Raw genomic sequence first — 16898 nt, 5'->3', positions numbered from 1 at the left:
AAAATCTTCCGAGATCTTCCAGGATTCTCAGATCAAATCGTTCTGACCTGCATCTTTTCCATCATCCGGTCCTCACGGCGGACTAGGTCGGCCAGCCAGCCGGGGTCGATGCGGGCCTCGCGTCGCAGCACGAACGTGACGGCCTCGCGGTTGCCGGGGTCCTTGAGCCAGCGTGCGATGTCCTCACGGCTGGGCGCGGCAGGTGTCACAGCGGAGTTCTTCCGCCTCGCGGCACTGCTGCCAGGTCGCGCGCTCTCGCAAGCCAACGGGGCTCCGTGCCGATGCCTCGGTGCCGTCCGCAGCGCGCGCACGTCCCCCATCCGTCGTGATCGAACACTGGATCCGTGCAGACACACGTCGCGTGCGCGGTATGGATCGTCGAACAGTCCCGGTGGTACAGGCCTCGCTCGCCCTGCCACCAGTGGCCACGAGGGCCGTCCCACTGGTGGGCGATGTTGACCGCGTCGCCTTTGCGGTGCCGGCCGTGGCACCACGTGCAGCGGGTGAGGAGTCGTCGGCGGAGTTCCTGGAGTGGACTGACCTGGATCTTCCAGTGGTGGATGTGCCACCGCCATCGCGTGCCACGGCAGGTCGTGTCGTCGTAGCCGGACGGATCGCGGTGCCACATCGTGATCAGGCTGGGGAAGTACAGCCCGCGGCCAGCGAGGACACAGAATGGGGCGCCGAAGTTCCAGCGCGTGCCGGTGCGGGCAGCCTGCTCAGTACGCCAGTCGGCGGCCTTAGGCCACGGCCTGCGGATCTCGAAAGCGACAGTGAATGGGTCGTGCATGGCGTCCTCTCTACGGCCCGGCGAACCAGTCGACGCTGGTGTGCAGTTGGACGACGTCGGCCAGTGGCCGGTTGCCCTTCTCGCTGTTGCACTTGCGCAGGCAGATGGGGCAGCCGTTTACGCCGTGGATGGGTGCGAGGTTGTCGGGGTCGCGGCGTGCGCCGCCCTTGCTGGCGGGGTGGATGTGGTCGACGGCATCGGCGGCACCGTGGCCGCAGACGATGCACACGTCGGATGCGGCGAGGATGCGGGCGCGTATCTGCCGGTACGCATAGCTGGTGAGCTCGCCGCGGTCGGTGGCCATGCTCACCCCCGAAGCTGATCGGCGCCCCAGGATCCCGGGACTGGGGCGCCGCCACGGTCCTTGCGGATACCGCATCCCTCGATTACTGCCGGGTGCACCACGTTGCAGGAGAGCGGCAGCCTCGTCAGGGACCTCTGTGGTGGAGCGTCAGACCCTGCGACGGAACAGGCAGACGAGGCCGATGCGTTCGCCGCCGAGGGTCTTGCTCTCAGCGGCTGCCATGTTGGCGAGCGCCCAGCCTTCGGCCTCCACGGCCTGGATCTGCTCGCCTATGCCAGTCATGGGCGCGGTGGTCGCGCTGGTCTTGTTCGCCTCGATGAACTTGTACACGAGGACGCCGTGCCCCTCGGTGTAGGCCTTGCGCGCTTCATCGGTGGCCTTGCCAGCCTTGGCGTTGTTGATGAACCCCATGGTCCCCCCTGGTGCGTGGTGGTGAGGGGCCAGTGTGGCGCTGTGGTGCCGGGCGTGCGAGGTTTTCGACTGGGTTGTGACACGGCGGCGCCCTCGGGGTTCAGGTCACCCAGGGCGCCGCCGTGTGTCCGCGGGTCGGTCAGAGCCGGTGGACCTGGAAGTTCAGGGAGATGCGGGCGAGTCGTGCCCGCTCCAGCACTGCGACGGGAAGCGTGACTGGGTTGGGGAAGCAGCACCCCTTCAGACAGGTCGCTTCCCCCTCGGATACGAGGTGGACGTGCGCACCCGTCTTGGCGAGGAGGTGGGCGGCCTCGGCGGCGCTCCGGGGCGCCGCGGTCGTGGCGGGCATGGCGCCTCCGGGTACGACAAAGGCCCCGCCAGTGGCGGGGCCTCGGGTGTCTGTGATGCCCGTGTGCGGGCACAGCTGTACGCGGAAAGCGTGACAGGTCGCTGACCTGCGGTCAAGCGACCTTGGCAGCCTGCCGATCTGCGGCGAGAGCGGCGACGTCCTTCACGGCGTACCAGGGTTGGCCGACGCTGCCGCCGGACCGGGCGAGCTGGCCGCGCCTGACGAGCTGGCGGACGCCTCCGAGGCTGATGCCGAGGGTGCGGGCGGTCTGGTGGGCGGTGAGGTGGCCGGGGCGGATGATCTGCGACTCCATGCCTCCATGATGCGCGGTCAGCTCTGCGGGTGGCCGCAGTCTTTGACCCACCATCCGCAGACCTTGCAGTAGTCGTAGGTGAGGGCGAGGAGCTGACGGATCATGACTTGGACCCCCCTTCGAGGCGACGCGGGTACAAGATCGTCATCCCCTCCCCCGGGCCCTCTTGGACGCGGTCGATTTCCTCGCTATGACCTGCGTATTCGTCCCCTGCGGAGGGGGGTGGGGGAGTGGCGGACGAATCGGACATGCGGCGGCGGGTGGCGCGCCACAGGGCGACCGCCCCGACGATCCACAGGGCGAGGATCCCGACGACCGCGGAGAGCCGGAACGTCACAGCGACGACGACTGCGGCAAGGGCGATCAGGACGCACGCGCCGGCCGTCCCGCTCGACTCCTCGGGCTCCTCGCCGTCCTGCTTCTTGGGGGTCATCAGAACGCCCCGTACAGGGTGTCGCCGATGCGGTTCGCGGCCATCGCGAGCGGCACCGCGGCAACGCCTGCGACGCCTGCGGAGGTGCCGAGGGTGATGCCGCACCAGGCGCCGCACTTGAGCACGGTCGCTGTCTGTTGGCTGGCCTTCTTCACGGCCGCGATGAACACGGCGGTGGCGATCAGCACGAGGGCCGCGCCCGGTCCGGACAGTGGGGTGAAGGTCTTGGCAGCGGCGAGCTGGCCGCCACGCTCGCCGACGCCCCAGAACAGGGCCGCATCCCCCAACCAGTTGGACAGGCCGAGGACAGCGCTGGACGCGGTGCCGACGAGCCCAGCGACGCCGAGGGTGGTGAGGCAGCCGTAGGACCAGGAGGCGAGGAACGGGGCGAGCTTGGCCAGGTGCTTGAGCGGGTCTTTCATGAGCTGCTTGCGGCCGGGCCACCAGGAGACGAGCTGGTAGCCGAGGATGCAGAGGCCGATGGTGACGCCGCCGTAGGTGACGTAGTTCAAGGTGGGTCCTCAGCGAACGATGGCCACGCCGAGCGCGGCGAGGGTGACGATGAACGCGACGGTCCCGGTGATGCGGGGGACGTCGTGGAGGGCGATGGCGCACAGCCCGAGCAGGGCGAGCAGTGCGGCCATCGCGAAGAATCCGACGAGGATCACGGATCTGTCCGACCGGTCGGACGCTGCGTCGGACCGGTGGTCGGACGCTCGCGGTACGGGGTCGGAACGGTGGTCTGCACCGATCCGCGCGCGGGCTCCTCGCCTGCGTCATACCGGTCAATCCAGTAGCGGGTGATCGTCGGACGGACTCCGTCCGGGCAGCGTCCGGTGTCCCAGGCGGCGCGGTAGGTGCCCGCCACGATCGACACCGCGGTACGCACGGCGTCCGACACGGTCATACCGGTGCGGAGCATCGTCTCCAGGTCGTCATACAGCTGCGGGTCGACTTTGACGGATGCGGCTCTGCCGATCGCAGGCGGCATGCTCATCGTCCGCCTCCGAACCCGAAGCGGCGGCGGTCCCGCTGCTCCCACGCTTCGCTCGTGGCGGCCGTCTTGGGGATGTTGCGGCGGTGGTTCTCGCGGCGCTTGCGGGCGGCGCGGTTGGTGGCGGACTCGCGGCCGGCGTACTGGGTCTCGGCCAGCTCGCGGTCGTTGCCGGGGCGGAGGCTGCGGGCGAAGTCGCGGATGCCCATCAGTCGCTCACCGCCTCGGTGGCGGGGGCGATGAGGTGGGCGTTGTCGCGGTGGTCCTGGCCGCGGCGCGGGGCGGCGGACTCGTAGTCCTCGCGGCAGAGCTTGTGCAGCTCGGCGACGCGTTCAGCCTCGGTGGAACTTGCGGGCGCGCCGGAGCGCGCGAAATGATCGGTCATGCCGACTCCTGGTCGTATCAGGTAGTTCGGTGGAGGGTCGGGCGGTGCGATCGCCCCGGGCGCGCCAACGCCTGGGAGCTGCTGTCCGGCCCTCGCTGTCTATTCGGTTGTGGCCCCGGTGCCGGTGGCCTTCTTGCTCTCGTACTTCTTGATCGCCTTGTCGATGGCGGTCCAGCTCTTGCCCAGGTCGCGAGCGACATCGGCGACGGTGCCGAGGTCGGCCACTCCTTCGAGTAGCGCCTCGGCGCGTCGGTCGGCGGACTCGGAGGCGAGTTGGTTGAGCTGCGCCAACAGCTCGTCCTCGTCGCGGATCCGGTCCCGCCAGGGCTTCGGTTCCATCCCCATGACCGTATCCAACCCGGGGGTTGGACGCAAGGGGATCACGCTACTCCCTTCGGCTGATAGTGCAGCAGCAGGAGCAGGTCGGTCTCGGTCCGGTAGCTCGTGCCGCACTGGCGGCACGAGAGGCGCGACTGCCCGGCGACGTGCATGATGGCGGCCCCGCACACGGTGCCCTCGTCGTCGGTCACGGCGACGCACCGGCCGATCTCCTTGGGCCGGGGCGCCGGGTCGCCGACGATCGTCCGGGCCTGCCGCTCCAGAGTGCGCACCTCGCGCGCCAACTCACCGACCACGGGGTAGTGGGCGACGATCCAGTCCAGTTCCATCGCGAGCCACCGGCAGTCGGCGTACAGCTGGGCGGGTGGGGGCGGGGCGTGGTGCGGCCACCGCTCGCGCTGCACGTCCACTCGCCACAGGTGCACCACTTCGGCGGCGCGCCCCGTGTTCACCGTGTCGAGCACGTCCTCGTCGATCGGGGACCGGGGGCCGGCCGCGCCGTGTGTCGCGACGATCTCACCCCACCCGGAGCGACGGGGGACCAGGCACTGGCCGACTTCGGCGTACAGAGTGGGCAGGTCGGCCAGGCGCTTGGCGAGGGACCGCGCGTCCCACTCGCAGAGGTGGCGGCCGGCGGTCGGAGCGGCGCAGAGGCCACAGTTCACAGGTAGCTCCCGGTCAGGGGTACGTCTTGGATCGCATAGCTGCCGTCGTCGGCCTGGTCGTCGTCCTCGTCGTCCCAGAGTTCGAGGGCGCCGTGGACGGCAGGCGGCGGTGTCGCCTTGGGGTGGTTCGGCGGGTAGCGGAGGCGCCGGCGAGGCCGGGGCGCCAGGAGGCCCGCCAGGCGCCTGCGGCAGCGCGGCCCGAGGCGGAGCCGCTTGGACTCCTCGTCGAGCAGCGGACGGCCGCACGCCATGCACGCGGTGGGCTCGCTGGTCGCACCGTCCCCGCCCGTCACGCTGCTGCCTCGGACTGCTGGGGTCGCTTCTCGCCGGGCCTGCGGACGGCGTTGCACAGGTCTTCCCAGTGCCGGTCCTGCTCCTGCTGTGTCCACAGGCTGTGGCCACCGCCGGGACGCTCGGGCCGGACGGGTACCTCCTCGAGGAGAAGGCGCTCAAGGGGCGTCATGCGAGAGTCTCCTTCGCTTCCTGGATACGGCGGGGGTGGGCGTCGGCCAGCTGCTTGCCGTTGTCGTGGCACGGCGTGCCCTGCAAGACCACGCACTCGGGGCAGCAGGCGAAGGTGACCGCCCAGAGGGCGATGCGCGAGGGGTGCGGCTTCGGCAGCGTGCGGCCGTTGACGCGGACGATGCACGACTGGTGAGCGCGGGCCCCGCAGTTCTCGTGCGGGCAGGGCACGGACCGGGCGGGGTGGGCGCGGGCGCGGAAGGCGTGGCGGATGCCGACGGGCATCGGCGCTCCCTGGTGCATGCCCACGACTCACGCCTCCCCGCCGGGCTGTTCGCGGCTGTCGATGTCGGCGATCCACGCGGCGCAGACGGCGGCGACCTGGACCAGCTCGGCGCGCAGCGCTGCCGGGTCGGCCTCGGCGAGTGCCTCGTAGACCTCCTCCAGCAAGACGTCACGCCACGCGAGCACACCCGAGGCAGCGTTGCGGTCGGCCTGCTCGCGGTAGCGGCGGGCAGCGTGTTCGTAGACGGGCAGGCCGGTGCCGTCGGGGTGGTGCTGGTCGCCGAACTTGGCGATCTGGCGGCCGCGTTCGGCGTCCACCTCCTCGGCGAACTGGCGGACGCCGGGGTTGGCGAAGACGAGGGGGTAGCTCATGCGCTGTGCCTTTCGTTGTTGGTGAGGAACTGCCGGCAGCCGGAGCAGAGGCCGGTGGCGCCGTAGGGCAGGGGGATGCCGCAGTCGGGTTCGGTGCAGCGGGCGAGCGGGGCGCGGGCGCGGACCGCGGCGAGCGCGGCATCCCGCGGCTTGGCCGCCGGGCCTTCCTCACCCGTCGATGACTCGCCTTTCACGGCCTCGCCCGCGCGTGGCTGTGGCTGAGGTGAAAGGCCAGCCAAGTTGTGGTCGGGGATGGGGTCTCTACCGGAGGTAGATCTGTACTGGTAGACCCCCGCTACGGACGCTGTCCGGATGGCGTCCACTGACGCTTTCCGGGGGCGTCCATGGACGCTGTCCGGATCCTGCGGGACGCGTTCGGAACCCCCGCTACGGACGCTGTCCGGACCGCGTCCACTGACGCTTTCCGACGAGTTATCCACAGCGTCTGTGGACGCTGTCCGGGCGTTGTCCACAGCCCGGGCGAGGTCCTCTGCCTTCTTCTTCGCGTAGGCCTTCCGCTGCCGGGTGTCGGTCATGTGGTGCATGTGTGACGCCCAGTCCAGGCCGCCACCGAGCGGCATCACCAGCTGGTACATCGAGGAGGCGTTCGGGCGGCGCCGGCGGGCGAGCAGGCCGACACCCATCAGCACCCTCACGGCGCGGGTGACGGTCTCCTGCGAGCAGCCGGACAGGGTGGCGAGGGTGTCGCGCCCGGGAAAGCTGTTCGAGCCGTCGGCGTCCGCGTAGGTGGCGATCCACATGCCCACGGTCGCGACGCGCGCCACCTCGGGGATGCTGCGGCCCACGCGGAGGACCTCGGCCCGGAGGGCGTTGGTCCACGCGTTGCGGGCGCTCTGCACGCGGTCGTCAGTGCTCAACTCGATCTGTCTCTCAGCTCGTTCAGGCGCGGGTGGTGGACAGGACGGCGCGGAGTTCGCGGGCGGCGTTGCGCAGCTGGCGCCGGTGCAGAGCGCCCTCGCAGGCAGGACAGAGAGGGATCGCGTGCCGCGCGTGGAGATCGGCCCCGCGGGTGGTGCCGCAGTGGCCGGTCCACTGCGGGATGGCGGCGGGGTCGTCGATCGTGTCGTCGTCCCACGCGCCGTGCGGCGCCCATCCGGCAGCGGTGGCCCGTTCGCGGGCCGCCCGGGCGTGGATGAGGGGGACTCCGCACAGTCCCGGACTGGCCATGCTGTAGCGGGCGTACACGGCGGCCACCGCGCGGGCCGTTTCGACGGGCACGGTCGTGGCCGTCATCAGCCGGGTCATGCTGGTGGGCGACTGGCCGGTCTCGCGGGCTAGCCGAGCCAGCGGCCAGCCCGCCACGGCCAGGGCCTGCACCCGGCGGATGGACCCAGCGCTGTTGGTCGTCGCGGTGGGCTGCTCCGTCATGACGCACCGCCCTTCTGCCGCTCGTCACGGATGGCGGCGCGCAGCCGGGCGAGGCCGGCCGCCACCTCCGGGTCGTCCAGGGCGAAGGCGTCCAGGTGCTTGTCGAGGTCTTCGAGCAGGCGGAGCGCGTCGGGTCCGACGTCGTGCCGACGGGCCCTACAACGCCGGGCGATGGCGCTGTAGATGGCGGCACAGATGGCGATCAGGATCAGGGCGGCGAGGGTGGCGAGGAACGCCACGGCGAGGATGGCCCCGCCCATGACCACCACTCCCGTGTTCACGGCGTCGGCGATCATGCGGCGCTCCCGGCGCGGTAGGCCGCGGTGCCCTGCCAGGTGCGGCAGATAGAGGAGTGCACGGTGGCCCGCTTCGACTTGGCGTAGCCGCGCGCCTCGATGACGCCGGCCGCGGCGGCACGGAGGAACGCGGGCCCCCACCGGTTGGGACTGTCGGGTTCGCCAAGCAGCTGCTCGGCGATGAGGTCGGCGGCCTGGAACTCGGCGCCGCGGCGCGCCATCTCCTCGATGGCGGCGGCGCACGCGTCGGCCCAGGCAGTAGGGGTGTTGGCCTCGGCGAGGGCCATGCCGTCGACCTTCGCGGTCTCCCCGGCGTCCGGATTGACAGCGCCCTGCACGGGCTCGGAGAACTGCAACTGCTGGGTCACTGGGTGATCTCCCTTCCGCAGGCGCAGACGACTCGGCCGTCGCGCGTGGTGAGTTCGCGCCAGCGGTGGAACGGGCAGGGCGCCACGAGGGCCTGGCCGGTGAGGTGCTGGACGATGGCGTATCGGGGGTTGTAGGGGCCGCCCATGGCGCGCAGCGGCTGCATGTCGCCGCAAGCGAGGCAGCGACCTACGCGCCCGCCAGGGAGTTCCTCGTAGAGGGAACTGCGGGAGGCGGGGCAGTTCTTCGGCGGGTCGATGTCGCGCGGGCTGAAGAGCAGCAGGCGGCCGGTCGGGCTCTCGTTTTGCCCGGCACCGGCGGCGCGGCCCTCGCAGGTACCGCACACGGGCTCGCCTGCGGGCGGCTCGTCTGCGGCGAGGAAGGCTCCGGCGCGCTCGCTGCCGCCAACGCCGTACCCGCACCAGCAGCCGTACACGACGCGGCCCTTGGGGTAGCGCGTTCCGGAGCGGGGTCGGTGCCAGCGGCTCATCCCGCGGGTGCGGACGAAGCGCGGCCCGTCGGTGAGGGCCTCGATGTCCAGGCTGACAGCGCTGTACGTGGCGGGCGGGAGCAGGAGAACGCTCACCGCTACTCCTTTCTGGGTGTGGGGTACCAGGGCCCCGCCCCCGTTGGGGGAAGTCGTGGGCGGGGCCTGGCTGGCCGCAGAGCCTGGGGGGAGACTCGACGCGGCCCTTCAGGTGGTCAGGCGATTTCGTCGAGGGGATCGGCCTGGCACGCCGCGGCGGACGCCCAGGCCTTCATGTCCGGGACGGTGGACCGCGGCGCCGAACGGGCCGGATCCACAAGGGCAGTGGCGGCGGCGAGGGCGAGGGTCGCGTGCGCCTGTGCCTCGGCGGCGAGCGCTGCACCGGTGGCCGGGTTGTTCGCGTCGCCGTAGGTGTTGCGGTGGGCGAGCTTGAGCAGGCGCTCGGCTTCGCGGTAGTGCTCCGGTCCGGTCATCAGTGGCCGTCCTTCCTGATTGTGGCGACGCGGTGGCGGCCGTGCTGCGGGTCGGTGTCGTCGGGCGGAGGCGTGTGCCCATGCCGCGCCCAGTGCGGGGTGTGTTGCTGCCGCAGCTGGTCGGCGGCGCGGCCGAGCAGACTGGGCACGTCGACGGCGGCGAAGGCCAGGAAGACGGCCCACACGGAGGCCAGCCACAGGAGCCACTCGGTGGCGCTCACTCGTCGGCATCCGGGTCGTAGGCGGACGCGATGGCCAGCGCGGTGACGACGTAGCCCGTCGTGCACTCCTCGCCGCCGAGCCAGGCGGTCATCTCGGCGACGCCGTCCTCTTCGTCCTCGATCCAGTCGAGGTTGATGTCCGGAGACTCGCGGCGCATGAGCGTTTCGCAGTGCTCGCGGGCGGCAGCGGCCGTGATGTACAGGCCCATCGCGATCGAGTCGTGCGACGCCCGGTAGACGGTCGGCGTGGTCTCCAGGGGCTGGACGACGGTGCCGACCGTTGCCTGCTGGAGCAGGTAGAGCGCGCCGAGCGCGGCGGTCCCGGGGTCATCGAGGTCGTAGCAGAGGGAGGCGAGAGCGGCCCGCCCCTCGACGGCCGCGCCCTCCAGCCTGGCGCCCCGCGCCCGAAGCTCCCGGCGCCCGCGCTTGGCCGACTCCAACGCCACCCGGAGCCGCTCGGAAGCACACTCCTCTTCCCACAGTGAGAGCCGAGCGCCGTCCAAGGCGTTCAGCTCCGACTGCACATCCGCTGTCAGCAGCAGGCCTGCGGACTCCAGCGCGAGGGCGATGCCGGCGGCCGTGCGGTTCTGGGTGAGCGCGGCCAGGATCACGTCCGCCGCGGTGTTCACGCGCTTCGTGTTCACTCGGCATCGCCGCCGTCCCGCTCCGCCTGCAGGCGGGCGATCTCCTCGCGGGCGGCAGCGAGTTCGTCCTCGGCCGTCCTGTGCCGGGTCGCCGCCTCGGCGATCCCGTCCCGCCACCGCTGTACGCCAGCCAGAACACGATCCGCGACGGCCAGCTGCTCCTCGATCGGCATCGCCGACGGGAACATCATTTGCAACTCGTTGGCGGTCGCGGCCGCACTCGGACGCAGCGAGAGACTCGCGATCGGGTACGGACCGGACTCGGCGGTGCCCGTCTTGGTCCAGAAGTCGTAGGCGCGCATCAGGCGGACACCTCGCGGGTGAGGCGCGGGGCGTCGAGTTGGTCGTTGGTCAGCAGGATGCCGTGGGCGGAGACGTTGATGTGGATGCCGTCCCGGACCCCATCGGCGGTGACCCACGAGTCCCTGCCGGAGGGGTGCAAGCTCACGAAGGCGGGGGCGATTCCGAGGGCGGTACGCCACTGCTCGAAATCGGTGGGCGTGCCCAGCTGAAGGTCCAGCCTCGACGGCGCGCCCTTCCACGGCAGGTTGACGGTGATGTACGCGGCGGGCAGCTCGGGGTGCTGGACGATCAGATCGGCGAGCACCTGGACCGCGGAGCGCTGTCCGCTGATCGGGGCGGTAATCTCAGAGGTCACGGTGACCCTGCTTTCTGGTTGGTAGGGCGCCGGTCGGGGGTCGCCAGGCCGGTCAAAGCGGGCGGCCCTTCGGCGTGTTCAGGGGTGGATCAGGCGACGGCCGGAGCCCGGCGGCGGCGGGCGGCAGCACGCCGGCCCGTCCTGCGCGTACCGGCTCGCATCGCCTCGTAGATCGCGGCGCGGTCGGCCTTGTCGGTGACGATGCGGCGACCGCTGTAGCCGTGCAGGTCGCGGTTGTCCCTCAGGAACCGGCGCAGCCAGGAGACCGAGCACTTCATGACGTAGGCGGTCTCCTGGACGCTCATCACGTCCTGTGTCGGGCTCTCGGGGGCGGTGGGAATCCCGTAGAGCTCGTAGGCCTTGGTGGCCATGCCTCATTTCCTCTCTGGCGGTTGGGGCTCGGTGGGGCGGGCCTGCGCGGTAAGCCGTTCGTCGGTCGCTCCGAGGGCTGCACGGAGGCGCTGGTACGGACGGGGGCCCATGTGTCTGCGGGTGCCTTTTTCCAGGTGGGCGACGTAGCGGGGGCTGATCCCCACCACTGCGGCCAAGTCGGAGCGACTCATCCCCGCACGCATGCGCTCCTCGCGGATCGCGTCCCCGTTGACCTCGAAGGTCAGCGGTTGGTGCATGAGACGAAGTTAGCTCTAGTTAGCCTCGCTGTCTAGCTCTACTTAGCCTTGAATCGGCTCGCGTCACCTCAGCCGCATAGGCCTAGTGAGCCTTACCTAGCCTCACCTGGGTAAAAACCAGCCGATTTCCAACATGGAACTGGTTGGAACTGGCCTGCGCTGGCACCATGTCGACATGGCAACTCGCGATCTCGATCGCCTCGCGAAGTACGTGAAGGCTCGCCGGATGGATCTCTTCGCCTCCCGCAAAGCGGCGGCGGATTCCGTCGGCATCTCCAAGGACACGTGGCAGCGTGTCGAGGAAGGTCAGACGACTCGCGACTCGACATACGTCAAGATCGACCGCGCGCTCCAGTGGGTATCCGGCAGCTGCCTCGCCATCGGCGAGGGTGGTGAACCCGTCGTCGCGGACTACAGCGAGGACGGCACGGCCGTGACTGTGCGTCCGCCGGCGGCGTGGGCCGGCCCGTCAGCCGAGGAAGTGGTACGCAAGGCGGTCGCCGACTCCGCCTTGGTCGCCGCTCCCGGGCTGCCGATCGGTGACCTGCAAGCTCTGACCGAGGGCATCGTGGAGACGCTGAGGGAAAAGGGGGTCCTGCCGGAGGAGGAGTAAGTCAAGATGCCCGCCGTGCAACTTTGCACCGTGACCGGATTGTTACGTTCCGAGGGTGAGGAATCCTTACTTTCCCTCTCCCGCGCAAGTGTTCGCCGTGTCACGCTGTTGATCCACCCGGGGAGGTCCCGCGATAGAAATGGGGGACCGGTGAGTCACGTCATCTATAGGGATTTGGGGCCGGGGTTCTACGGATTCGCGACCCAAGTAGCAGGACAGATGGTGTGCATCCTGACCCCGAAGGCCTCGTGCCAGGCGCGAATCCAGGCGCGCGTCCGGCAAGGGCTGAAGGGTCAGGGGATCGACTGCGGGAAGTGCCTCGGATGCCCTGTGGGGCGGGCGCAGTAGACCGCAGTCACGACGGAGGGTCGACGGCAGGGGTGCCCGTCGGCGGCTCCGGCTCACAGAACCGTGGGGGTAGCAATGCCGTGGGTAGAGCGGCGAGGTGGCAGCGTCCGAGTCCGATGGGACACGTACCGCACCGACCCGGAGACCGGGCGGAAGATCTTCGACTCGAAGAGCCGCACCGATTGGACCGAGGACCAGGCCTACGACTACGGCCTCGACCGCGAGTCGGAGGCCCGTAATGGCCGGTACGTCGCCCGCTCGGACGGTCGCATCCTCTTCAAGGAGTGGGCGTGGCTCTGGCTGTCCGCCCAGGAGCTGGACCCCACCTCCATCCACGTCTACCGCAAGCGGCTGCGCGCTCAAATCCTGCCGCAGTGGGGCGAGATGGCCGTGAACGAGATCACGACCATGGGCTACCGGGCGTGGATGCAGCGACTGAAGCGGCAGTACTCCGAGAACTACGCGCGGGACATGCGCATCCTGTTCGGGATGCTGATGGACGACGCGGTCAGCCATCAGCCGCCGCTCATCACCGCCTCGCCGGTCCCCAAGGAGAACCGCCGGCGCGGCCGGTACGTGCGGCCCACCCGGGAGAAGAAGGTGGAGGTGCCGACCGGCGACCTTCACCAGCTGGCGGAGAACGCGTTCGAGGTCTGGGGCTTCACGGGCTATGTCTTCCAGCTGACGAAGGCCTACACCGGAATGCGCCTCGGTGAGATGTTCGGGCTCCGCCGGGAATTCATGGGCGGCCACTGGCCGGCCTCGGAAGAGGATGACGAACTCCGCGAGGACGCGCTCAAGAGGTATGGCGGCGAGGACCCCATGCCGGTGATGAGGGTGGCGTGGCAGTACAAATACGTGAAGGACCCGGACCGGCCTGAGGAAAAGGGCGTGCCCACTCTCGCGCTGCCGAAATACGGCAGCGTCCGGACCTTGGTGATACCGCCCTTCCTCGCCGACCTCCATAAGCAGCTGCTCGACTCTCACGATTCCGAGTGGGCGTTCCCGGCGATGTCCGGGCAGAACCTGCTGACGACCGACTTCCACACGTACTACTGGCGGCCGGTGCGGGACGGCAGCAAAAAGCGGGAAGGCAGGTACAGCCGGCCGAAGCTCCCCGCGGTGGAGTCCTTCAAGGGCAAGCGCATCCACCTCGTCCGGCACGCCCACGGCCCGCACCTCGAGGAGGACGGCGTCTCGGACATCGCGATCGAGGAGCGGCTCGGCCACGTCGTCCAGGGCGTTCGCGGTGTGTACCGTTCGGTGACGCCGAAGATGGAACGACAGATCACCGACGTGCTGCAGAAGCGCTGGGAGAATGAGAGCCGGGGGAAGCTCACTGCGTGAGCGGGACAGAGGCTAACTCCCATTCCTCTCCCATCGGGTGTGGGAGAATGGGCGTCGCCGCTGGTCAACGGGATTCCGTGCTCACTGCCTGAGACATCCACTGCATCACCCAGCAGCAGCCGAGGATCTGAACCAGGAGTCGCACGTGGCAGGGGACAGCACGCCGCGGAGGAAGAATGCGCCTCCGCGCGAGGACGTGCTGGCAGCCGCCATGGACATGATCGCCGAGCGCGGTCTGGAGAAGCTCACCATGGCGGCGCTCGGCCGCGAGGTCGGCATGAGCAGCGGTCATCTCCTCTACTACTTCCACTCCAAGGACGAGCTGCTGCTGCAGACCCTGGAGTGGAGCGAGGGGCGGCTCGGCGCCGAGCGCGGCCGGTTGCTCGCCGCCCGGGGCACCGCCCGTGAGCGGCTCGACGCGTACGTCGACCTGTACGTCCCCGACGGCCACCGCGACCCGCACTGGACGCTCTGGCTGGAGGTCTGGAACCGCTCGCAGAACGCCGACGACGCCGCCCGCGAGCGGCAGGTCGCCATCGAGGGCGCCTGGCACCGCGATCTGGTCGCGCTGCTCGCCGAGGGTGTCTCGCGCGGCGAGTTCCGGCCGGTCGACCCGGACCGCTGCGCCGCCCGGCTGCGGGCCCTGCTCGACGGCTTCTCCATCCATGTGGCGATCGGACTGCGCGGAACGGACAGAGAGCGGATCCTGCGCCACGTGAGGGAGTTCCTGGACGAATCCCTGAGCTGACCGTCACTCGTGTGACCCTCGGCGGCCCGGGCCGCACGACGCCGCCGGCCGGGCGGCCGGCGGCCACCTGCCGGCCACCGCCACCGCCGGGCAGCTGGCGGGGCGGCTTCGCCCCTGGCGTCCCCTATGTGTGGTGGTCTACGTCGCCATGCGGGAGACCCGCGGCCTGGATCTCGACCGGGTCGGCCCCGGCCGGGAACCCTCCCCGGAGCCCACGGCGCGGCTCGCATCCTGAGACGACCCGTGAGCACGGGGGCGGTATGTGCCAGACTGCCCCCGTGCTCTCGTTCGCCATGATTATTGGCAGCAGGCGCGCCGGTCCGCAGTGACCGCCACGTACCACCACGTACGGGCGGACATCGTCGTCCTCGACCCGCGCGCAGACCTCTCGCACCCGCGAGAGGTTTTTCGTTTTCCTGGCCCACCTCAAGCCGGGAAGGGAGCGCGAGGGATCATTGGAGGACGGTGGAGCCGGTCATTCCGGTACAGACCGAGATCCGACATCAGGAGCCGAACACCATGACCGAAACCAGCGAGCTCGACGATTCGTTCCACGTCTTCGACACGACCCTGCGCGACGGCGCGCAGCGTGAGGGCATCAACCTCACCGTGGCGGACAAGCTGGCCATCGCACGGCACCTGGACGACTTCGGCGTGGGCTTCATCGAGGGCGGCTGGCCCGGCGCCAACCCACGCGACACCGAGTTCTTCGCCCGCGCCCAGCAGGAGATCGACTTCAAGCACGCCCAGCTGGTCGCGTTCGGCGCCACCCGCCGCGCGGGCGGCAAGGCGAGCGAGGACCCGCAGGTCAAGGCCCTTCTCGACTCCGGCGCCCAGGTGATCACCTTGGTCGCCAAGTCCCACGACCGCCACGTCGAACTCGCGTTGCGCACCACCCTCGACGAAAACCTGGAGATGGTCCGCGACACGGTCTCCCACCTGTGCTCGCAAGGCCGCCGGGTCTTCGTCGACTGCGAGCACTTCTTCGACGGCTACCGCGCGAATCCCGAGTACGCGAAGGCGGTCGTCCGCGCGGCCTCGGAGGCGGGCGCCGATGTCGTCATCCTCTGTGACACCAACGGCGGCATGCTCCCCGCCCAGGTCCATGCGGTCGTCGCGACGGTCCTCGCCGACACCGGCGCCCGGCTCGGCATGCACGCCCAGGACGACACGGGTTGCGCGGTCGCCAACACGCTGGCCGCCGTCGACGCGGGCGCGACCCACGTGCAGTGCACCGCGAACGGCTACGGCGAACGGGTCGGGAACTCGAACCTGTTCCCGGTCGTGGCCGCCCTGGAACTGAAGTACGGCAAGAAGGTCCTCCCTGACGGCGCCCTGCGCGAGATGACTCGCATCTCGCACGCGATCGCCGAGGTCGTCAACCTCACCCCTTCCACGCACCAGCCGTACGTCGGCGTCTCGGCCTTCGCCCACAAGGCGGGCCTGCACGCTTCCGCGATCAAGGTCGACCCGGACCTTTACCAGCACATCGACCCCGAGCAGGTCGGCAACACCATGCGGATGCTGGTCTCCGACATGGCGGGCCGCGCGTCGATCGAGCTCAAGGGCAAGGAACTCGGCATCGACCTCGGCGGCGACCGCGAACTCGTGGGCCGCGTCGTGGAACGCGTCAAGGAACGCGAGCTCAAGGGCTACACGTACGAGGCGGCGGACGCTTCCTTCGAACTCCTGCTCCGCGAGGAGGCGGAGGGACGGGCCCGGTCGTACTTCCAGGTCGAGTCCTGGCGCGCGATCGTCGAGGACCGCCCCGACGGCACCCACGCCAACGAGGCCACCGTCAAACTCTTCGCCAAGGGCGAGCGCATCGTCGCCACGGCGGAGGGCAACGGTCCGGTGAACGCCCTCGACCGTGCCCTGCGGGTCGCCCTCGAAAAGATCTACCCCCAGCTCGCCAAGCTGGAGCTCGTCGACTACAAGGTCCGCATCCTCGAAGGCAAGCACGGCACCCAGTCCACCACCCGCGTCCTCATCTCCACGTCCGACGGCGCGGGGGAGTGGTCCACGGTGGGCGTCGCGGAGAACGTGATCGCGGCGTCCTGGCAGGCGCTGGAGGACGCGTACACGTACGGCCTGCTGCGCGCGGGCGTAGAACCGGCGGAGTAGCCGCCCCACCACCCGGGCCCCCGGGCGGGGGCCGCGCCCCGCCTCCCCCGCCCGGCCGGTCCGTTCGTCCGGCGGCCGGGCGGGGGCTGGTCGCGCAGTTCCCCGCGCCCCTGAAGACCTCGGGTCGTCCGGCGCTCGATGGCAGGTACCCCCACCCCCCGGCCCGCGCCCTTCAGCCCGTCCGGCGTTCGAGGACGGGGTCGGAGGCCGGTGCCCCACCCGCCCCCGCGATCCCACCCGCCTCGGCCCGCACCCCCAGCCCGTCCGGCGTTCGAGGACGGGGCCGGGGGCCGGTGCCCCACCCGCCCCCGCGATCCCACCCGCCTCGGCCCGCACCCCCAGCCCGTTCGGCGTTGGAGGACGGGGCCGGGGGCCGGTGCCCCACCCGCCCCCGCGATCCCACCCGCCTCGGCCCGCACCCCCAGCCCGTTCGGCGTTGGAGGACGGGGCCGG

The 16898-nt window shown here is 70.4% G+C and carries 33 protein-coding genes; 4 read left to right on the top strand and 29 right to left on the bottom strand.

What is annotated here, in order from left to right:
- Positions 1 to 32: 32 nt before the first annotated feature.
- From ACIRA5_RS24325 to ACIRA5_RS24185, 29 genes are all read right to left on the bottom strand, one after another.
- On the bottom strand, positions 33 to 209 hold the full coding sequence (locus tag ACIRA5_RS24325) for a hypothetical protein (protein WP_403693670.1): 177 nt from the start codon (positions 207 to 209) through the stop codon (positions 33 to 35).
- 591 nt (positions 210 to 800) lie between these two features.
- Positions 801 to 1094, bottom strand: a complete 294-nt coding sequence (locus ACIRA5_RS24320) for an HNH endonuclease (RefSeq protein ID WP_403693668.1) — start codon at positions 1092 to 1094, stop codon at positions 801 to 803.
- A gap of 147 nt (positions 1095 to 1241) precedes the next feature.
- Positions 1242 to 1505, bottom strand: a complete 264-nt coding sequence (locus ACIRA5_RS24315; RefSeq protein ID WP_403693666.1) for a hypothetical protein — start codon at positions 1503 to 1505, stop codon at positions 1242 to 1244.
- 139 nt (positions 1506 to 1644) lie between these two features.
- Entirely contained in the window at positions 1645 to 1854 is a 210-nt protein-coding gene (locus ACIRA5_RS24310; RefSeq protein WP_403693664.1) for a hypothetical protein, read from the bottom strand.
- A 112-nt stretch (positions 1855 to 1966) separates the two neighbouring features.
- A complete protein-coding gene (locus tag ACIRA5_RS24305) occupies positions 1967 to 2167 on the bottom strand; it encodes a hypothetical protein (RefSeq protein WP_403693662.1) in 201 nt (66 codons plus the stop codon).
- 100 nt (positions 2168 to 2267) lie between these two features.
- A complete protein-coding gene (locus ACIRA5_RS24300; RefSeq protein ID WP_403693660.1) occupies positions 2268 to 2600 on the bottom strand; it encodes a hypothetical protein in 333 nt (110 codons plus the stop codon).
- Positions 2600 to 3112, bottom strand: a complete 513-nt coding sequence (locus ACIRA5_RS24295) for a hypothetical protein (RefSeq protein WP_403693658.1) — start codon at positions 3110 to 3112, stop codon at positions 2600 to 2602. Before ACIRA5_RS24295 ends, ACIRA5_RS24300 begins: the two co-directional genes overlap by 1 nt.
- Before the next feature lie 9 nt (positions 3113 to 3121).
- Positions 3122 to 3268: a hypothetical protein gene (locus tag ACIRA5_RS24290; RefSeq protein ID WP_403693656.1), complete on the bottom strand. Its 147-nt coding sequence runs from the start codon at positions 3266 to 3268 to the stop codon at positions 3122 to 3124.
- Positions 3265 to 3597, bottom strand: coding sequence for a hypothetical protein (locus tag ACIRA5_RS24285; RefSeq protein ID WP_403693654.1), 333 nt, complete (start codon positions 3595 to 3597; stop codon positions 3265 to 3267). Before ACIRA5_RS24285 ends, ACIRA5_RS24290 begins: the two co-directional genes overlap by 4 nt.
- Positions 3594 to 3803 (bottom strand): hypothetical protein, encoded by a 210-nt coding sequence (locus ACIRA5_RS24280; protein WP_403693653.1) that lies wholly within the window; start codon positions 3801 to 3803, stop codon positions 3594 to 3596. Before ACIRA5_RS24280 ends, ACIRA5_RS24285 begins: the two co-directional genes overlap by 4 nt.
- Positions 3803 to 3979, bottom strand: coding sequence for a hypothetical protein (locus ACIRA5_RS24275; RefSeq protein ID WP_403693651.1), 177 nt, complete (start codon positions 3977 to 3979; stop codon positions 3803 to 3805). Before ACIRA5_RS24275 ends, ACIRA5_RS24280 begins: the two co-directional genes overlap by 1 nt.
- Positions 3980 to 4078: 99 nt before the next feature.
- Positions 4079 to 4318: a hypothetical protein gene (locus ACIRA5_RS24270; protein ID WP_403693650.1), complete on the bottom strand. Its 240-nt coding sequence runs from the start codon at positions 4316 to 4318 to the stop codon at positions 4079 to 4081.
- A 41-nt stretch (positions 4319 to 4359) separates the two neighbouring features.
- Positions 4360 to 4983, bottom strand: a complete 624-nt coding sequence (locus tag ACIRA5_RS24265) for a hypothetical protein (protein ID WP_403693648.1) — start codon at positions 4981 to 4983, stop codon at positions 4360 to 4362.
- The gene (locus tag ACIRA5_RS24260; RefSeq protein WP_403693647.1) at positions 4980 to 5276 is read right to left on the bottom strand and encodes a DUF6011 domain-containing protein; all 297 of its coding nucleotides are present in this window, start codon (positions 5274 to 5276) and stop codon (positions 4980 to 4982) included. The genes ACIRA5_RS24265 and ACIRA5_RS24260 overlap by 4 nt, the downstream gene beginning before the upstream one ends.
- Positions 5273 to 5446, bottom strand: coding sequence for a hypothetical protein (locus ACIRA5_RS24255; RefSeq protein ID WP_403693645.1), 174 nt, complete (start codon positions 5444 to 5446; stop codon positions 5273 to 5275). Before ACIRA5_RS24255 ends, ACIRA5_RS24260 begins: the two co-directional genes overlap by 4 nt.
- Entirely contained in the window at positions 5443 to 5730 is a 288-nt protein-coding gene (locus ACIRA5_RS24250; RefSeq protein ID WP_403693644.1) for a hypothetical protein, read from the bottom strand. Before ACIRA5_RS24250 ends, ACIRA5_RS24255 begins: the two co-directional genes overlap by 4 nt.
- A 27-nt stretch (positions 5731 to 5757) precedes the next feature.
- The gene (locus ACIRA5_RS24245) at positions 5758 to 6102 is read right to left on the bottom strand and encodes a hypothetical protein (RefSeq protein WP_403693642.1); all 345 of its coding nucleotides are present in this window, start codon (positions 6100 to 6102) and stop codon (positions 5758 to 5760) included.
- Positions 6099 to 6980 (bottom strand): helix-turn-helix domain-containing protein, encoded by an 882-nt coding sequence (locus ACIRA5_RS24240; protein WP_403693641.1) that lies wholly within the window; start codon positions 6978 to 6980, stop codon positions 6099 to 6101. Before ACIRA5_RS24240 ends, ACIRA5_RS24245 begins: the two co-directional genes overlap by 4 nt.
- A 22-nt stretch (positions 6981 to 7002) precedes the next feature.
- Positions 7003 to 7491 carry a hypothetical protein gene (locus tag ACIRA5_RS24235; RefSeq protein WP_403693640.1) on the bottom strand — a complete coding sequence of 163 codons (489 nt, stop codon included), beginning with the start codon at positions 7489 to 7491 and terminating at the stop codon, positions 7003 to 7005.
- Positions 7488 to 7787: a hypothetical protein gene (locus ACIRA5_RS24230; protein ID WP_403693639.1), complete on the bottom strand. Its 300-nt coding sequence runs from the start codon at positions 7785 to 7787 to the stop codon at positions 7488 to 7490. The genes ACIRA5_RS24235 and ACIRA5_RS24230 overlap by 4 nt, the downstream gene beginning before the upstream one ends.
- On the bottom strand, positions 7784 to 8155 hold the full coding sequence (locus tag ACIRA5_RS24225) for a hypothetical protein (protein ID WP_403693637.1): 372 nt from the start codon (positions 8153 to 8155) through the stop codon (positions 7784 to 7786). Before ACIRA5_RS24225 ends, ACIRA5_RS24230 begins: the two co-directional genes overlap by 4 nt.
- Complete coding sequence (locus ACIRA5_RS24220; protein ID WP_403693636.1) at positions 8152 to 8739, bottom strand: hypothetical protein; 588 nt, start codon at positions 8737 to 8739, stop codon at positions 8152 to 8154. Before ACIRA5_RS24220 ends, ACIRA5_RS24225 begins: the two co-directional genes overlap by 4 nt.
- Positions 8740 to 8855: 116 nt before the next feature.
- A complete protein-coding gene (locus ACIRA5_RS24215; protein ID WP_403693635.1) occupies positions 8856 to 9113 on the bottom strand; it encodes a hypothetical protein in 258 nt (85 codons plus the stop codon).
- On the bottom strand, positions 9113 to 9334 hold the full coding sequence (locus tag ACIRA5_RS24210) for a hypothetical protein (RefSeq protein WP_403693633.1): 222 nt from the start codon (positions 9332 to 9334) through the stop codon (positions 9113 to 9115). Before ACIRA5_RS24210 ends, ACIRA5_RS24215 begins: the two co-directional genes overlap by 1 nt.
- Positions 9331 to 9978 (bottom strand): hypothetical protein, encoded by a 648-nt coding sequence (locus ACIRA5_RS24205; protein ID WP_403693631.1) that lies wholly within the window; start codon positions 9976 to 9978, stop codon positions 9331 to 9333. The genes ACIRA5_RS24210 and ACIRA5_RS24205 overlap by 4 nt, the downstream gene beginning before the upstream one ends.
- A complete protein-coding gene (locus ACIRA5_RS24200; RefSeq protein ID WP_403693629.1) occupies positions 9975 to 10280 on the bottom strand; it encodes a hypothetical protein in 306 nt (101 codons plus the stop codon). The genes ACIRA5_RS24205 and ACIRA5_RS24200 overlap by 4 nt, the downstream gene beginning before the upstream one ends.
- Positions 10280 to 10636, bottom strand: coding sequence for a hypothetical protein (locus tag ACIRA5_RS24195; RefSeq protein ID WP_403693628.1), 357 nt, complete (start codon positions 10634 to 10636; stop codon positions 10280 to 10282). The genes ACIRA5_RS24200 and ACIRA5_RS24195 overlap by 1 nt, the downstream gene beginning before the upstream one ends.
- Positions 10637 to 10725: 89 nt before the next feature.
- Positions 10726 to 11007, bottom strand: coding sequence for a DNA-binding protein (locus ACIRA5_RS24190; protein ID WP_403693626.1), 282 nt, complete (start codon positions 11005 to 11007; stop codon positions 10726 to 10728).
- A 3-nt stretch (positions 11008 to 11010) separates the two neighbouring features.
- Positions 11011 to 11265: a helix-turn-helix domain-containing protein gene (locus ACIRA5_RS24185; RefSeq protein WP_403693624.1), complete on the bottom strand. Its 255-nt coding sequence runs from the start codon at positions 11263 to 11265 to the stop codon at positions 11011 to 11013.
- A gap of 175 nt (positions 11266 to 11440) precedes the next feature.
- Between ACIRA5_RS24185 and ACIRA5_RS24180 the strand changes: the two genes are divergently transcribed.
- From ACIRA5_RS24180 to cimA, 4 genes are all read left to right on the top strand, one after another.
- Complete coding sequence (locus ACIRA5_RS24180; RefSeq protein ID WP_403693622.1) at positions 11441 to 11878, top strand: hypothetical protein; 438 nt, start codon at positions 11441 to 11443, stop codon at positions 11876 to 11878.
- A 423-nt stretch (positions 11879 to 12301) separates the two neighbouring features.
- On the top strand, positions 12302 to 13573 hold the full coding sequence (locus ACIRA5_RS24175) for an integrase (protein WP_403693621.1): 1272 nt from the start codon (positions 12302 to 12304) through the stop codon (positions 13571 to 13573).
- A gap of 211 nt (positions 13574 to 13784) precedes the next feature.
- Entirely contained in the window at positions 13785 to 14321 is a 537-nt protein-coding gene (locus ACIRA5_RS24170) for a TetR/AcrR family transcriptional regulator (RefSeq protein WP_079065152.1), read from the top strand.
- Positions 14322 to 14840: 519 nt separating this feature from the next.
- Positions 14841 to 16445: a citramalate synthase gene (cimA, locus tag ACIRA5_RS24165; RefSeq protein ID WP_403693619.1), complete on the top strand. Its 1605-nt coding sequence runs from the start codon at positions 14841 to 14843 to the stop codon at positions 16443 to 16445.
- Positions 16446 to 16898 lie beyond the last annotated feature (453 nt).

Source organism: Streptomyces sp. NPDC096311 (genome assembly GCF_044763085.1).
Taxonomy (GTDB): Bacteria; Actinomycetota; Actinomycetes; order Streptomycetales; family Streptomycetaceae; genus Streptomyces.
Note: the sequence above shows the minus strand (reverse complement) of the source record. Positions and strands in the feature narration are given on the sequence as shown.

What these genes read in the sequence shown, in the direction of transcription:
- ACIRA5_RS24320 (WP_403693668.1), bottom strand. Translation starts at nt 1,094, where the DNA reads ATGGCCACCGACCGCGGCGAGCTCACCAGCTATGCGTACCGGCAGATA.
- ACIRA5_RS24315 (WP_403693666.1), bottom strand. Translation starts at nt 1,505, where the DNA reads ATGGGGTTCATCAACAACGCCAAGGCTGGCAAGGCCACCGATGAAGCG.
- ACIRA5_RS24310 (WP_403693664.1), bottom strand. Translation starts at nt 1,854, where the DNA reads ATGCCCGCCACGACCGCGGCGCCCCGGAGCGCCGCCGAGGCCGCCCAC.
- ACIRA5_RS24305 (WP_403693662.1), bottom strand. Translation starts at nt 2,167, where the DNA reads ATGGAGTCGCAGATCATCCGCCCCGGCCACCTCACCGCCCACCAGACC.
- ACIRA5_RS24300 (WP_403693660.1), bottom strand. Translation starts at nt 2,600, where the DNA reads ATGACCCCCAAGAAGCAGGACGGCGAGGAGCCCGAGGAGTCGAGCGGG.
- ACIRA5_RS24285 (WP_403693654.1), bottom strand. Translation starts at nt 3,597, where the DNA reads ATGAGCATGCCGCCTGCGATCGGCAGAGCCGCATCCGTCAAAGTCGAC.
- ACIRA5_RS24280 (WP_403693653.1), bottom strand. Translation starts at nt 3,803, where the DNA reads ATGGGCATCCGCGACTTCGCCCGCAGCCTCCGCCCCGGCAACGACCGC.
- ACIRA5_RS24275 (WP_403693651.1), bottom strand. Translation starts at nt 3,979, where the DNA reads ATGACCGATCATTTCGCGCGCTCCGGCGCGCCCGCAAGTTCCACCGAG.
- ACIRA5_RS24270 (WP_403693650.1), bottom strand. Translation starts at nt 4,318, where the DNA reads ATGGAACCGAAGCCCTGGCGGGACCGGATCCGCGACGAGGACGAGCTG.
- ACIRA5_RS24255 (WP_403693645.1), bottom strand. Translation starts at nt 5,446, where the DNA reads ATGACGCCCCTTGAGCGCCTTCTCCTCGAGGAGGTACCCGTCCGGCCC.
- ACIRA5_RS24250 (WP_403693644.1), bottom strand. Translation starts at nt 5,730, where the DNA reads ATGCCCGTCGGCATCCGCCACGCCTTCCGCGCCCGCGCCCACCCCGCC.
- ACIRA5_RS24245 (WP_403693642.1), bottom strand. Translation starts at nt 6,102, where the DNA reads ATGAGCTACCCCCTCGTCTTCGCCAACCCCGGCGTCCGCCAGTTCGCC.
- ACIRA5_RS24235 (WP_403693640.1), bottom strand. Translation starts at nt 7,491, where the DNA reads ATGACGGAGCAGCCCACCGCGACGACCAACAGCGCTGGGTCCATCCGC.
- ACIRA5_RS24230 (WP_403693639.1), bottom strand. Translation starts at nt 7,787, where the DNA reads ATGATCGCCGACGCCGTGAACACGGGAGTGGTGGTCATGGGCGGGGCC.
- ACIRA5_RS24215 (WP_403693635.1), bottom strand. Translation starts at nt 9,113, where the DNA reads ATGACCGGACCGGAGCACTACCGCGAAGCCGAGCGCCTGCTCAAGCTC.
- ACIRA5_RS24200 (WP_403693629.1), bottom strand. Translation starts at nt 10,280, where the DNA reads ATGCGCGCCTACGACTTCTGGACCAAGACGGGCACCGCCGAGTCCGGT.
- ACIRA5_RS24190 (WP_403693626.1), bottom strand. Translation starts at nt 11,007, where the DNA reads ATGGCCACCAAGGCCTACGAGCTCTACGGGATTCCCACCGCCCCCGAG.
- ACIRA5_RS24185 (WP_403693624.1), bottom strand. Translation starts at nt 11,265, where the DNA reads ATGCACCAACCGCTGACCTTCGAGGTCAACGGGGACGCGATCCGCGAG.
- ACIRA5_RS24180 (WP_403693622.1), top strand. Translation starts at nt 11,441, where the DNA reads ATGGCAACTCGCGATCTCGATCGCCTCGCGAAGTACGTGAAGGCTCGC.
- ACIRA5_RS24175 (WP_403693621.1), top strand. Translation starts at nt 12,302, where the DNA reads ATGCCGTGGGTAGAGCGGCGAGGTGGCAGCGTCCGAGTCCGATGGGAC.
- ACIRA5_RS24170 (WP_079065152.1), top strand. Translation starts at nt 13,785, where the DNA reads ATGGACATGATCGCCGAGCGCGGTCTGGAGAAGCTCACCATGGCGGCG.
- cimA (WP_403693619.1), top strand. Translation starts at nt 14,841, where the DNA reads ATGACCGAAACCAGCGAGCTCGACGATTCGTTCCACGTCTTCGACACG.